The 13,940-nt window shown below is 70.0% G+C and carries 8 protein-coding genes; 6 read left to right on the top strand and 2 right to left on the bottom strand.

Going from position 1 to position 13,940, the window contains the following annotated elements; translation table 11 throughout:
* Window positions 1-77 precede the first annotated feature (77 nt).
* Complete coding sequence (locus ACH4G3_RS10490; protein ID WP_397624067.1) at window positions 78-647, bottom strand: GNAT family N-acetyltransferase; 570 nt, start codon at window positions 645-647, stop codon at window positions 78-80.
* Between the two features lie 279 nt (window positions 648-926).
* Between ACH4G3_RS10490 and secA the strand changes: the two genes are divergently transcribed.
* Window positions 927-3,773, top strand: a complete 2,847-nt coding sequence (gene secA, locus ACH4G3_RS10485; protein WP_397624066.1) for a preprotein translocase subunit SecA — start codon at window positions 927-929, stop codon at window positions 3,771-3,773.
* Window positions 3,774-3,846: 73 nt separating this feature from the next.
* Here secA and ACH4G3_RS10480 read toward each other — a convergent pair whose 3' ends face one another.
* Entirely contained in the window at window positions 3,847-4,755 is a 909-nt protein-coding gene (locus ACH4G3_RS10480; protein WP_397624065.1) for an Rv3235 family protein, read from the bottom strand.
* Window positions 4,756-5,076: 321 nt separating this feature from the next.
* Here ACH4G3_RS10480 and ACH4G3_RS10475 point away from each other — a divergent pair, with 321 nt between their 5' ends.
* The 5 genes from ACH4G3_RS10475 to ACH4G3_RS10455 all read left to right on the top strand — a co-directional run bounded on the left by ACH4G3_RS10475 (window position 5,077) and on the right by ACH4G3_RS10455 (window position 13,922).
* Window positions 5,077-5,592 (top strand): DUF6912 family protein, encoded by a 516-nt coding sequence (locus ACH4G3_RS10475; protein WP_397624064.1) that lies wholly within the window; start codon window positions 5,077-5,079, stop codon window positions 5,590-5,592.
* Between the two features lie 88 nt (window positions 5,593-5,680).
* A complete protein-coding gene (locus ACH4G3_RS10470) occupies window positions 5,681-6,346 on the top strand; it encodes an HAD family hydrolase (RefSeq protein ID WP_397624063.1) in 666 nt (221 codons plus the stop codon).
* A gap of 481 nt (window positions 6,347-6,827) precedes the next feature.
* Window positions 6,828-11,789 carry an NAD-glutamate dehydrogenase gene (locus tag ACH4G3_RS10465; protein ID WP_397624062.1) on the top strand — a complete coding sequence of 1,654 codons (4,962 nt, stop codon included), beginning with the start codon at window positions 6,828-6,830 and terminating at the stop codon, window positions 11,787-11,789.
* A 131-nt stretch (window positions 11,790-11,920) separates the two neighbouring features.
* Window positions 11,921-12,379, top strand: a complete 459-nt coding sequence (locus ACH4G3_RS10460; RefSeq protein WP_397624061.1) for a GtrA family protein — start codon at window positions 11,921-11,923, stop codon at window positions 12,377-12,379.
* Window positions 12,363-13,922, top strand: a complete 1,560-nt coding sequence (locus tag ACH4G3_RS10455; RefSeq protein WP_397624060.1) for a hypothetical protein — start codon at window positions 12,363-12,365, stop codon at window positions 13,920-13,922. Before ACH4G3_RS10460 ends, ACH4G3_RS10455 begins: the two co-directional genes overlap by 17 nt.
* Window positions 13,923-13,940 lie beyond the last annotated feature (18 nt).

The following is a 13,940-nucleotide window of genomic DNA, read 5'->3' as shown; positions in this document are numbered from 1 at the left end:
GCGGCACGACTGCCCGCAGTTGAGGCACTTGAGGCAGCTGAGGCAGCTGAGGCGCTAAGGCAGCCAGGGCAGCTCAGCTACGCACGCGCCGGCAAGTACGGGGCCGTCGACGGGAGGCTCAGGTCCGATGGGAGCAAGGAGCCGATCCAGGTGTCGCGGCGTACCCCCTTGTTGTTGGTCGCGGCGCGCAGCGTGCCTTCGATCGTGAAGCCGGCTCGTTCCGCCACCGCGCGGGAGGCGCGGTTGCCCACCTCGGCGCGCCATTCGACGCGGTCGATCGCGGCGTGGACGAAGGCCCAGCGGCAGGCCGTGAGGGCGGCCTCCGTGATGTAGCCGTTGGCGCGGTGCTCCTTGGCGGCCCAGAAGCCGATCTCGCCCATGCCCAGGGCACGCATGGTGATGCCGACCATGCCGGCGAGCTGTCCGGAGTGGAGGAAGACGCCGAAGGTGTACATGGATCCGTCCCCCCAGCCGTCGGGGACCAACTGTTCGGTGAAGGCCTCGGCATGCTCGCGGAGGTAAGGCGAGGGGATCGTGGTCCAGCGCTGGATGTCGGGGTCCTGGCAGGCGTCGTACACCGCGTCGGTGTCCTGGGGGCCGACCGTGCGCAGCAGGAGGCGGTCCGTGGTGAGGGTGACGGGGTCCATCGGCCGATTGTGGTGGGAGGCCCCCGGAAGCGCCATCTGTTTGCTGTGCGTGAGGACGTGATCACGCTTCGCGTAATTCGAGTGAGGGATGCGGCACCATCCGAGGGGCCCGGACGTTGTTCCCTTTGAAGCAGAGTGGAAGCGAAATGAAGCAGCGGACGGTCGCCGTCACGGCAGGCCCTCCCGGCGCGGTGGGGTCCTCGCATACGATGGCCGTTGCTCAGTAAGTCAAGTGGTAACCGACCGTCCCAGGCCCGACCGGCAAGGAGACCAACCCCCGTGTCCGTCCTCTCGAAGATCATGCGTGCAGGCGAAGGCAAGATCCTGCGCAAGCTGCACCGCATCGCGGACCAGGTCAACTCCATCGAAGAGGACTTCGTCGACCTCTCCGACGCCGAGCTGCGGGCCCTCACCGATGAGTACAAGCAGCGCTACGCGGACGGCGAGACGCTCGACGACCTGTTGCCCGAGGCGTTCGCCACCGTCCGCGAGGCCGCCAAGCGCGTCCTGGGCCAGCGGCACTACGACGTGCAGATGATGGGCGGCGCCGCCCTGCACATGGGGTACGTGGCCGAGATGAAGACCGGTGAGGGCAAGACCCTCGTCGGCACGCTGCCGGCGTATCTGAACGCGCTGTCCGGCGAGGGCGTCCACATCATCACGGTGAACGACTACCTGGCCGAGCGCGACTCGGAGATGATGGGCCGCGTCCACCGCTTCCTGGGCCTGAACGTCGGCTGCATCCTCGCCAACATGACGCCGGCTCAGCGCCGCGAGCAGTACGCCTGCGACATCACCTACGGCACGAACAACGAGTTCGGCTTCGACTACCTGCGCGACAACATGGCGTGGTCCAAGGACGAGCTCGTCCAGCGCGGCCACAACTTCGCCATCGTCGACGAGGTCGACTCCATCCTCATCGACGAGGCCCGTACGCCGCTGATCATCTCCGGCCCGGCCGACCAGGCCACCAAGTGGTACGGCGACTTCGCCAAGCTGGTCAAGCGCCTCAAGCGGGGCGAGGCCGGCCAGCCGCTCAAGGGCATCGAGGAGACCGGCGACTACGACGTCGACGAGAAGAAGCGCACGGTCGCCATCCACGAGTCCGGCGTCAGCAAGGTCGAGGACTGGCTGGGCATCGACAACCTCTACGAGTCGGTGAACACCCCTCTGGTGGGCTACCTGAACAACGCCATCAAGGCCAAGGAGCTCTTCAAGAAGGACAAGGACTACGTCATCATCGACGACGAGGTCATGATCGTCGACGAGCACACCGGACGTATCCTCGCGGGCCGCCGTTACAACGAGGGCATGCACCAGGCGATCGAGGCGAAGGAAGGGGTGCCGATCAAGGACGAGAACCAGACGCTCGCCACGATCACGCTCCAGAACTTCTTCCGCCTCTACAAGCGCCACGACCACAAGGGCAAGGAGCAGCCCGGCCTGTGCGGCATGACCGGTACGGCCATGACCGAGGCCGCCGAGTTCCACCAGATCTACAAGCTCGGCGTGGTGCCGATCCCGACCAACCGGCCGATGGTCCGCAAGGACCAGTCGGACCTGATCTACCGGACCGAGGTCGCCAAGTTCGAGGCGGTCGTCGACGACATCGAGGAGAAGCACCGCAAGGGCCAGCCGATCCTCGTCGGCACCACCTCGGTCGAGAAGTCCGAGTACCTCTCGCAGCAGCTCAGCAAGCGCGGCATCCAGCACGAGGTGCTCAACGCCAAGCAGCACGACCGTGAGGCGCAGATCGTCGCCCAGGCCGGCCGCAAGGGCTCCGTCACGGTGGCCACGAACATGGCCGGCCGTGGTACGGACATCAAGCTCGGCGGCAACCCCGAGGACCTCGCCGAGGCGGAGCTGCGCCAGCGCGGCCTTGACCCCGAGGAGCACATCGAGGAGTGGGCCCAGGCCCTGCCCGAGGCGCTCAAGCGCGCCGAGAAGGCCGTCCAGGCGGAGAAGGATGAGGTCGAGAAGCTCGGCGGCCTCTATGTGCTGGGCACCGAGCGGCACGAGTCGCGGCGGATCGACAACCAGCTGCGCGGTCGTTCCGGCCGTCAGGGCGACCCCGGCGAGTCCCGCTTCTACCTCTCCCTCGGCGACGACCTGATGCGGCTGTTCAAGGCCCAGATGGTCGAGCGCGTGATGTCGATGGCGAACGTCCCTGACGACGTGCCGATCGAGAACAAGATGGTCACGCGCGCGATCGCCTCCGCCCAGTCGCAGGTGGAGCAGCAGAACTTCGAGACCCGTAAGAACGTCCTGAAGTACGACGAGGTCCTCAACCGCCAGCGTGAGGTCATCTACGGCGAGCGGCGCCGCGTCCTGGAGGGCGAGGACCTGCACGAGCAGGTGCAGCACTTCATGGACGACACGATCGACGCGTACATCCAGGCCGAGACCGCCGAGGGCTTCCCCGAGGACTGGGACCTCGACCGGCTGTGGGGCGCCTTCAAGCAGCTCTACCCGTGCAACGTCACGGTCGAGGAGCTGGAGGAGGCGGCCGGCGACCGGGCCGGGCTGACCGCCGAGTTCATCGGCGACTCCATCAAGGACGACATCCACGAGCAGTACGCGGCGCGCGAGGCGCAGCTCGGCTCCGAGATCATGCGTGAGCTGGAGCGCCGGGTCGTGCTGTCGGTCCTCGACCGCAAGTGGCGCGAGCACCTCTACGAGATGGACTACCTCCAGGAGGGCATCGGCCTGCGCGCGATGGCGCAGAAGGACCCGCTGGTCGAGTACCAGCGCGAGGGCTTCGACATGTTCACCGCCATGATGGAGGGCATCAAGGAGGAGTCCGTCGGCTACCTGTTCAACCTGGAGGTCCAGGTCGAGCAGCAGGTCGAGGAGGTCCCGGTCGAGGACACCAAGCCGGTGGCCGACCTGGAGAAGCACGACACGGTGCCGGCGCAGGCCGGTGCCCGCCCGGAGATCCGCGCCAAGGGGCTCGACGCTCCGCAGCGGCGCAACCTCCACTTCTCCGCGCCCACGGTCGACGGCGAGGGCGGCACCATCGAGGGTGACTTCGCCACCGACGACGAGCCGGTGCGTTCCGAGGCCGACGGCCTCACGCGCGCGGAGCGCCGCAAGCAGGCGCGGAGCCGGGGCCGTCGCAAGAAGTGACGGTCGCCGAGGCACCGTAGAGGCTTGTAGGGCCGGACACCCGAGGGTGTCCGGCCCTTCGGTTTGCCGGGGGTCAGTCGGCCTCCTCTGCGCGGGGCGGGCGGGGGCCGCCGAGTTCTACGGCCGTGCAGCGCCAGCGGAGGTCCTGGCCGAGTTCCAGGCGGAAGGCCATGGCGCGCAGTCGGTCGCCGGCGCCGATACGGGCGAAGGCCTCGATGGCGCCGGGGCGGGGTTCGAAGTAGCCGATGTCCCGGACGACGGGGCGGGTGCCGCGGGTGCGCAGGGGGCCGCGTTCGGCGAGCCAGACCAGTTCGTCGTAGGCGCGGCCCCGGGTGTGGCGGAGCATCGAGTGGGCGGGGCGGTGGCCGCTGAGGACGGCGAGCAGGAGGTCGGCGAAGACGTCGGTGGGGAGGAGGTGCGGGACCGGCGCCGGGCGGTGGGGGTGCTGGGCCGGGACGCGGGGTGCGGTGTCCCGGGAGGCCGGAACAGGTGTCGTGCGCCGGGAGGCCGGAACGGGGGTGGTCTTCCGGGAGACGTGGGTAGGTGGCGCGGTCTGCCGGGAGGCCGGAACGGATGTGGTCTTCCCGGAAGCCGGGGCCGGTGGTGTGGTGCGCCGGGAGGCTGGGGCCGGTGGTGCGGTCTGCCGGGAGGCCGGGGCCGTCGCCCGTGTCGCTCTGCGGGGTGCCGTGGGGGTGGCGGAGGGTGTCGGCGGGCGGGTGTCCGTGGGGCGGGTGCGGGGGCTCGTGGTGCGGGCGGAGCCCGGAGGGCGGCCGTCGGCTGCCGGGGTGCGTGCGGGGCCTCCGCCGGGCGTGCGGGGCGGTGTGGTGCCGCCAGGGGCGCGGGGAGTGGGGCTCCCGGGGGTGCGTGGGGTGGTGCTGCCGGATGCGCGTGTGCCGGCGCTGCCGCCGGGGCGGCGTTGGTCGCGGCGGGCTGGTGGGCGGGTGGCCGGGCGCTGCTGTGCCCTGGTCATAACCTTGTGCATGGGGGGTCCCCGTTTCATGGGCCCGGTGGATACCGGGGAGTAACTTCGGGTTGGTGATCTTGTACGGGGCCGGCGGGGGCAGGGGCAAGGAAGCGGCCTTGGGTGGCGGGCGCCGGAAAGGTTCACCTATCCGGGTGGTGCGCAGGGTGTGAAGCCAGTCAGTGCGGGGGCGGGCCGGGTGAATGACGGGCCCGGAGTTGCCGCATCCGGCGTCACAGGGCGGAACTCGAAAGGGGACGCGCCGCACGTATCCTGAAGGCCCTCCGGAGCCCTGCGACCGTGACCACGACCACGAAACGACCACGAAAGAAGCGGCCAGCCATGCGTGTCTACGTGCCCCTGACCCTCCCCGGTCTCGCCGAGGCGTACAAGACGGGTGAGCTGGGAGCCGGGCCGTTCGTCGCGTACGCCGTGACGCCCGGGCTGCGCGAGTGGTACCTCTCCGACGACATCGAGGAACTCGAGTACGCGGCGCTGAGCCGGGCCGCCCTGGCCTCGCTGCGGCTGCTGGCGGCCGAGCCGGAGGCGCCGCGGCGGCGGGTCGTGGTGGCCGTGGACGTGCCCGACCGGGCCGCGAGCGCGGACCCCGACCGGGGGCTCGACCCGGCGGCGCTGGGTGAGGTGCGGGTCGCCGGCCCCGTCGCGCTGGCCAAGGCCGCGTCCGTGCATGTCGACGCCGCGGATGCGGAGGCGGCTGTGACGGCGGCGGCCGGGGCCCTGCCCGCGGCGGACGGTGGGGACGACGACGCGCAGTTCGTGGTGGACGGGGCGGAGGACCACGAGCTGCTGTGGTTCGCCACGCAGGAGATCCCGAACCTGGTGGGGCGCGGAGACTGAGCGCCGGGGCGGGTGCTCTCGGCGTTCAAGGGGGCGCGTTGAGTCGCCGTTCTCTTGATTGTCAGTGGGGGCGGGTACGTTTTGGGGCATGGGGAAGCAGACGGGCGCGCACATTGTCTGGGACTGGAACGGGACGCTGTTCCATGACATCGACGCGATCATCGGGGCGACGAACGCGGCATTCGCCGAGCTGGGGCTGGAGCCGCTGACGCTGGAGAAGTACCGGGAGCTGTACTGCGTGCCGGTGCCGAAGTTCTATGAGCGGCTGATGGGGCGGCTGCCGACCGAGGCCGAGTGGGAGGTCATGGACGACATCTTCCATCGGTACTACGCGGAGCACCGGGTGCGCTGCGGGCTGACGGTGGGGGCGGTGGAGCTGCTGTCCGGGTGGCGGTCGGCGGGGCGGAGTCAGTCGATCCTCAGCATGTACGTGCATGAGGAGCTGGTTCCGCTGGTGCGAGGGTTCGGGATCGAGCCGCACTTCATACGCGTGGACGGGCGGACCGGGCCGTCGGGGGGCAGCAAGGCCGAGCACATGGTCCGGCACCTCGCGTCGCTCAAGAGCGTGGTTCCTGATCGCACCGTGGTGATCGGGGACGCCGCGGACGATGCGGTGGCCGCGCAGTACGTGGGGGCGCGGGCCGTGCTGTACACCGGCGGGTCGCACAGCCGGGCGAGTCTGGAGGCGGTGGGTGTGCCTGTGGTGGACACGCTGGAAGAGGCCGTGGCGGAGGCTGAGCGGCTGGCGGCGTAATCAGGTGCTCGGCGTCGTCGCTGGGACAGCTGTGGCCGACTCCGCGTGACGGCACTGTGCAGAACGTCAAACTTCCAGGCCTGGTTTTGTACACATACGGCTCATGACGGGCCCCCTGTAAGGAGCGATAGCCTTGGTGGCGTGATCAGCGCGATAGTTCGCGGGGACGTCGTCGTCCCTGCCCTGCGCCCGGAGAGCACGGACCACATCCGTGACCGGGCGGCGGTCGCTGGTCTTCGCGGGCGGGACGGGGCTTCGAGGACTCCCGAGACGCCGAGCACCACCCGGACCGAGGCGTCGCAGAGAGCAGCCTCACACCCGTGGGGCAGCTCAAGATTGGCTCAGACACCCCCGCTCATCTCACCTTGCGGCATAGCGTCGGAACAGACCGGATACCCCGTGTCACGGCGTGACGTCGTAAGCGCAGAGGCCGTACTTCCTTCTACGTCACGCAACGGCGCGCGACAGGAGCCAGAGGACAATGCAGACCAAGCTGGACGAAGCCAAGGCCGAGTTGCTCGAGAGGGCCGCCCGGGTAGCTGAGAACAGCCCGGTCGGGGGGCACCTACCGACCGGGTCGACGGGCGAGGAGACCCCAGACGCCCAGGAAGCCCCGGATCGCGAGTCCCTGCTCTCGTTCCTCCAGCGTTACTACCTGCACACGGCCCCGGAGGACCTCAGCGACCGTGACCCGGTCGATGTCTTCGGAGCCGCCGTCTCGCACTACCGGCTGGCCGAAAACCGCCCCCAGGGCACGGCCAACGTGCGGGTGCACACCCCCACGGTCGAAGAGAACGGGTGGACGTGCAGCCACTCCGTCGTCGAGGTCGTCACCGACGACATGCCCTTCCTCGTCGACTCCGTCACCAATGAGCTGACGCGGCAGGGGCGCGGGATCCACGTCGTCATCCACCCGCAGTTCGTCGTGCGGCGCGATGTCACCGGCAAGCTCATCGAGGTGCTGCCCACGCCCGCGACCGGCTTGGGCCACCTTCCGCACGACGCGCACATCGAGTCCTGGATCCATGTCGAGATCGACCGCGAGACCGACCGCGCCGATCTGAAGCAGATCACCGCCGACCTGCTGCGGGTGCTGTCCGACGCCCGTGAGGCCGTCGAGGACTGGGGCAAGATGCGGGAGGCGGCGGTCCGGCTGGCGGAGGGGCTGCCGGACGAGCCCATCCCCGATGACCTGCCCGGACCCCAGGTCGAGGAGGCCCGCGAGCTGCTGCGCTGGCTGGCCGACGACCACTTCACCTTCCTCGGCTACCGCGAGTACCAGCTGCGCGGGGACGACTCGCTGGCCGCCGTGCCCGGCACGGGCCTCGGCATCCTGCGCGCCGACCCGCACCACTCCGACCAGGAGAGCCACCCGGTCAGCCCGTCCTTCGAGCGGCTGCCCGCCGACGCCCGGGCCAAGGCGCGCGAGCACAAGCTGCTCGTGCTGACCAAGGCGAACAGCCGGTCGACCGTGCACCGGCCGTCGTACCTGGACTACATCGGGGTCAAGAAGTTCGACGCCGAGGGCAATGTCGTCGGCGAGCGGCGGTTCCTCGGGCTGTTCTCGTCCGCCGCCTACACCGAGTCCGTGCGCCGGGTCCCGGTCATCCGGCGCAAGGTCGAGGAGGTCCTCGAACAGGCCGGGTTCTCACCCAACAGCCACGACGGGCGCGACCTGCTCCAGATCCTGGAGACCTACCCGCGCGACGAGCTGTTCCAGACCCCGGTCGGCGAGCTGCGGTCCATCGTCACCTCCGTCCTCTACCTCCAGGAACGCAGGCGGCTGAGGCTCTACCTGCGCCAGGACGAGTACGGGCGCTACTACTCCGCCCTCGTCTACCTCCCGCGCGACCGCTACACCACGGCCGTCCGCCTGCGGATCATCGAGATCCTCAAGGAGGAACTGGGCGGCATCAGCGTCGACTTCACGGCCTGGAACACCGAGTCGATCCTGTCCCGGCTGCACTTCGTGGTCCGGGTCCCGCAGGGCACCGAGCTGCCCGAGCTGTCCGACGCCGACAAGGAGCGCATCGAGGCCCGGCTGGTGGAGGCCGCCCGCTCCTGGGAGGACGCCTTCGCCGAGGCGCTCAACGCCGAGCTCGGCGAGGAGCAGGCGGCGGAACTGATGCGCCGGTACGCGCACGCCTTCCCCGAGGGCTACAAGGCCGACCACAACCCGCGCGCCGCGGTCGCCGACCTCGTCCACCTCGAACAGCTGAACGCCGAGGAGGGCAAGGACTTCGCGCTCAGCCTCTACGAGCCGGTGGGCGCCGCCCCCGAGGAGCGCCGCTTCAAGATCTACCGCACGGGCGACGCCATCTCCCTGTCGGCGGTGCTGCCCGTCCTCAACCGGCTCGGCGTCGAGGTCGTCGACGAGCGGCCGTACGAGCTGCGCTGCGCGGACCGGAGCGTGGCCTGGATCTACGACTTCGGCCTGCGCATGCCCCGCGCCAAGAGCGGCGGCGCGGACTACTTGGGCGACGACGCCCGCGAGCGGTTCCAGGACGCCTTCGCGGCCACCTGGACCGGCAAGGCGGAGAACGACGGCTTCAACGCCCTGGTCCTGAGCGCCGGGCTGAGCTGGCGCCAGGCGATGGTGCTGCGGGCGTACGCGAAGTACCTGCGGCAGGCGGCGTCGACGTTCAGCCAGGACTACATGGAGGACACCCTCCGCAACAACGTCCACACCACCCGGCTGCTCGTCTCCCTGTTCGAGGCACGGATGTCGCCGGACCGGCAGCGCGCGGGACACGAGATCGTGGACGCGCTGCTGGAGGAGGTCGACGCGGCCCTCGACCAGGTGGCCTCGCTCGACGAGGACCGGATCCTGCGGTCCTTCCTCACCGTCATCAAGGCGACGCTGCGGACCAACTTCTTCCAGGAGGCGGCGGGCGGCAAGCCGCACGAGTACATCTCCATGAAGTTCGACCCGCAGGCCATCCCCGACCTTCCGGCGCCGCGCCCGGCGTTCGAGATCTGGGTGTACTCGCCGCGCGTCGAGGGCGTGCACCTGCGCTTCGGCAAGGTCGCGCGCGGTGGCCTGCGCTGGTCGGACCGGCGTGAGGACTTCCGTACGGAGATCCTCGGCCTGGTCAAGGCGCAGATGGTGAAGAACACCGTCATCGTGCCGGTCGGCGCCAAGGGCGGCTTCGTCGCCAAGCAGCTGCCCGACCCGAGCGTCGACCGGGACGCCTGGATGGCCGAGGGCGTCGCCAGCTACAAGACGTTCATCTCGGCGCTGCTCGACATCACCGACAACATGGTGGCCGGCGAGGTCGTGCCCCCGGCGGACGTCGTGCGGCACGACGAGGACGACACCTACCTCGTCGTCGCCGCCGACAAGGGCACCGCGACCTTCTCCGACATCGCCAACGGGGTCGCCGAGCAGTACAACTTCTGGCTCGGCGACGCCTTCGCCTCCGGCGGCTCGGCCGGCTACGACCACAAGGGCATGGGCATCACCGCCCGCGGCGCCTGGGAGTCCGTCAAGCGGCACTTCCGGGAGCTGGGCGTGGACACCCAGACCGAGGACTTCACGGTCGTGGGCATCGGCGACATGTCCGGTGACGTGTTCGGCAACGGCATGCTGCTCTCCGAGCACATCCGGCTGGTGGCCGCATTCGACCACCGGCACATCTTCATCGACCCGAACCCGGACGCCGCCACCTCCTACGCCGAGCGCCGCCGCCTGTTCGAGCTGCCGCGTTCCAGCTGGGAGGACTACAACAAGGAGCTGCTGTCGGCCGGCGGCGGCATCTTCCCGCGTACGGCCAAGGCGATCCCGGTCAACGCGCACATCCGCGAGGCCCTCGGCATCGAGGCCAAGGTCGCCAAGCTGACCCCGGCCGACCTGATGAAGGCGATCCTCCAGGCGCCGGTGGACCTGCTGTGGAACGGCGGCATCGGTACGTACGTCAAGTCCTCCGCCGAGTCCAACGCGGACGTCGGCGACAAGGCCAACGACGCCATCCGCGTCGACGGCAAGGACCTGCGCGTCAAGGTCGTCGGCGAGGGCGGCAACCTGGGCCTGACCCAGCTCGGCCGGATCGAGTTCGCGCTGCACGGCGGCCGGATCAACACCGACGCCATCGACAACAGCGCGGGCGTGGACACCTCCGACCACGAGGTGAACATCAAGATCCTGCTCAACGGACTGGTCGCGGACGGCGACATGACCGTCAAGCAGCGCAACAAGCTGCTCGCCGAGATGACCGACGAGGTCGGCCACCTGGTGCTGCGCAACAACTACGCGCAGAACACGGCGATCGCCAACGCCCTCGCCCAGTCCAAGGACATGCTCCACGCCCAGCAGCGCTTCATGAAGCACCTGGTCAGGGAGGGCCACCTCGACCGGGCGCTGGAGTTCCTGCCCACCGACCGGCAGATCCGCGAGCGGCTCGCCCAGGGGCAGGGTCTGACGAGCCCGGAGACGGCCGTCCTGCTGGCGTACACGAAGATCACGGTCGCCGAGGAGCTGCTGCACACCTCGCTGCCCGACGACCCGTACCTGCGGGGCCTACTGCACTGCTACTTCCCGACCGCGCTGCGCGAGCAGTTCGCGGAGCGCATCGACGGCCACCCGCTGCGACGCGAGATCACCACGACCGTCCTGGTCAACGACACGGTCAACACGGGCGGTACGACGTACCTGCACCGTCTGCGCGAGGAGACCGGCGCATCCCTGGAGGAGATCGTCCGGGCCCAGACCGCGGCCCGTGCGATCTTCCGCTCCGCCGAGGTGTGGGACGGAGTGGAGGCGCTCGACAACAAGGCCGAGGCCGACGTCCAGACCCGCATCCGGCTGCACTCGCGCCGCCTCGTGGAGCGCGGCACGCGCTGGCTGCTCAACAACCGGCCGCAGCCGCTCCAGCTCGCCGAGACCGTCGACTTCTTCGCCGACCGGGTCGAGCAGGTCTGGGGGCAGCTGCCGAAGCTGCTGCGCGGCGCGGACCTGGAGTGGTACCAGAAGATCTACGACGAGCTGACGGACGCCGGTGTCCCGGACGAACTCGCCACCCGCGTGGCCGGGTTCTCCTCCGCCTTCCCGACGCTCGACATCGTCTCGATCGCCGACCGCATGGGCCGGGAGCCGCTGGACGTCGCCGAGGTCTACTACGACCTCGCCGACCGGCTGCGGATCACCCAGCTCATGGACCGCATCATCGAGCTGCCCCGCGCCGACCGCTGGCAGTCCATGGCCCGCGCGGCGATCCGCGAGGACCTGTACGCGGCGCACGCGGCGCTGACCGCCGACGTCCTGGCGGTGGGCAACGGCACGTCGACGCCCGAGCAGCGCTACAAGGCGTGGGAGCAGAAGAACGCGGCGATCCTCGGCCGGGCCCGCACCACACTGGAGGAGATCCAGGGATCCGAGGCGTTCGACCTCGCGAACCTGTCAGTGGCGATGCGGACGATGCGCACGCTGCTGCGGACGCATTCGTAGCAGTACGGCGTCCTGGGCGCCCCGGGCCGATTCCGGCCCGGGGCGTTTTCTTCTTGACGTGCGCTTCCTTCTTGGCGTGCCTTAGGGCGATTCGAGTGGAGGACTTACCGTTTCCGGCTAAGGCTTAGGGCGTGACAGTGAACCTCTCCGAGGAGCGAGCGGCCGCTCCCACCACGCCGGTGAAGCGCGTCGTCGTCGAGGTGGTGAACTTCGCGCTGGTCGGCGGGAGCGGCGTCGCGGTGAACTTCCTGGTGTTCAACGTGCTCCTGCACGGCCTGCACCGGGCTGCCATGCCGGCGACCGTGCTGGCCAGCCTGATCGCCATGGGCACCAACTACCTCGGATTCCGGTATTTCACCTACCGGGACAGGGCGTCCCGGACCCGCCGCCAGATCGCGCTGTTCTTCGTCTTCAGCGGAATCGGCGTGGCCATGGAGAGCGGGTTGTTCTACGTCGGGTACCACGGGCTCGGCCTGACCGGTCCCTTCGAGTCCAACGCGGTCAAGGCGGCTTCCATCGTGCTGGCCTCCGCCTTCCGCTTCCTCGTCTACCGCACCTGGGTGTTCCAGCACGATGCGCACCGCGCCTAGACCGGCGGCCCTCGCCGCGCAGGCGGCTGCCGCGGTGGTCGTCCTGCTGCTGGTCCTCGTGATCGTCCGGCTGCCGTGGGCCGGGGACCTCGGCATGCACGCCGCGACCGTCCAGCGGCTGCGGCACGATCTCATCGACCCGGGCAATCCGCTCGTCGACGCGGACACGCCGAGTCCGTACTACTCGCCCTGGATGCTGGTGCTCGGCTGTGTCGCCCGGGTGAGCGGTCTGTCGGTGTTCGTGGTGCTGCGGCTGGGGGCGCTGGCCGGGCTCGCGCTGCTGCTGTCGGGGGTGTGGCGGTACGTGCGAACGCTGAGCGGCCATCGTGCCGCGCCCGCACTCGCCGTACTGAGCCTGCTGTTCCTGTGGGGGACGGCCCTGTTCAACTGGAGCGGCTTCTACGGGCTCAACTCGCTCGCGCTGACGGTGTCGTATCCGAGCGTGTTCGCGCTGGGGCTCGCGTTCCACTTCTGGGCGTGGCTCGGGCGGGCGGTGCGTGGCCACAGCCACGCCGACGGCGACGGCCACGCCGACGGCGACAGCCACGCCGACGGCGACGGCCACGCCGACGGCGACGGCGGTCACGGTGACGCGGGGTGGGGCGTGTGGCTGGGGCTGGGCGCGCTGTGGGCGGTGATCCTGCTGTGCCATCAGTTCTCGGGCGTGGTGGCCACGCTGGGGGCGCTCGCGACGGTGGTGGCCGCGCGGCCGGGCCGGGTGGTGTGGGTCCGGCTGGGCGGTGGGCTGGGGCTGGGGCTGGTCGTGCTGTTGCTGTGGCCGTACTACGACTTCTTCGCGCTGTTCGGGGCCGGGGCTGATCTGGAGTCGGTGCACCGGCCGCTGTACGAGGACCTGGTCGGGCGGTACTGGCTGGTGCTGCTCGGGGCGGTGGCCCTAGGGGTGCGGTGGTGGCGGGACCGGTGGGATCCGCTGGTGCTGTTCTTCGTGCTGGGGGTCGTCGTGGTGGCGGTGGGCGGGGTGAGCGGGCACTGGTCGTGGGGGCGGGCGCTGCCGGCGGCGTTGATTCCGGCGCAGGTGGCTGCGGCGGTGGAGGTGGGGGAGGCCGGGCGGCGCGGGGCCCGGGTGGGATGGGCGTGTGTGCTGGGGGCGGCGTTGGTCGTGGGGGCTTGGACGCAGGTCGGGACGGTCGGGTACGTGGTGAAGCCGCGGAATCTGCCGGAAGCCGTCGCGGAGAAGTACCGGCGGCCCTGGGCGGGGTACTTCTGGATGACGCCGTGGGTGAAGTACGGGGACGTGGTGATGGCCCGGGAAGGGCGGCCGGCCCGGCAGATCCCCGCGTACGGGGCGTACACCGTGGCGCCTGGGTATCCCGACTTCTTCCTGGCGGGGGAAGGGCGGCGGGCGGCGGCTGTGCGCAGGTACTTCGGTCAGGGGGCCTCGGGGCGGGAGCGCGAGGAGATTCTCCGGGAGTACGGGGTGCGGTGGGTCGTGGACAAGGGGGCTGCTGGGAAGCGTGGTGTGGAGTTGCGGGAGGTGACTCGGGGGCCGGAGGGGCAGGTGTTGTACGCGGTGGTGCGGTGACAGGGCTCGGTGCTGTGC

The sequence above is a fragment of the Streptomyces afghaniensis genome, assembly GCF_044327915.1.
In the GTDB taxonomy this organism is placed as follows: domain Bacteria; phylum Actinomycetota; class Actinomycetes; order Streptomycetales; family Streptomycetaceae; genus Streptomyces; species Streptomyces afghaniensis.
The sequence above is the reverse complement of the archived record's forward strand: the minus strand, read 5'-3'. Positions and strand labels throughout refer to the sequence as shown.

What these genes read in the sequence shown, in the direction of transcription:
- ACH4G3_RS10490 (WP_397624067.1), bottom strand. Translation starts at nt 647, where the DNA reads ATGGACCCCGTCACCCTCACCACGGACCGCCTCCTGCTGCGCACGGTC.
- ACH4G3_RS10480 (WP_397624065.1), bottom strand. Translation starts at nt 4,755, where the DNA reads ATGCACAAGGTTATGACCAGGGCACAGCAGCGCCCGGCCACCCGCCCA.
- ACH4G3_RS10475 (WP_397624064.1), top strand. Translation starts at nt 5,077, where the DNA reads ATGCGTGTCTACGTGCCCCTGACCCTCCCCGGTCTCGCCGAGGCGTAC.
- ACH4G3_RS10470 (WP_397624063.1), top strand. Translation starts at nt 5,681, where the DNA reads ATGGGGAAGCAGACGGGCGCGCACATTGTCTGGGACTGGAACGGGACG.
- ACH4G3_RS10465 (WP_397624062.1), top strand. Translation starts at nt 6,828, where the DNA reads ATGCAGACCAAGCTGGACGAAGCCAAGGCCGAGTTGCTCGAGAGGGCC.
- ACH4G3_RS10455 (WP_397624060.1), top strand. Translation starts at nt 12,363, where the DNA reads ATGCGCACCGCGCCTAGACCGGCGGCCCTCGCCGCGCAGGCGGCTGCC.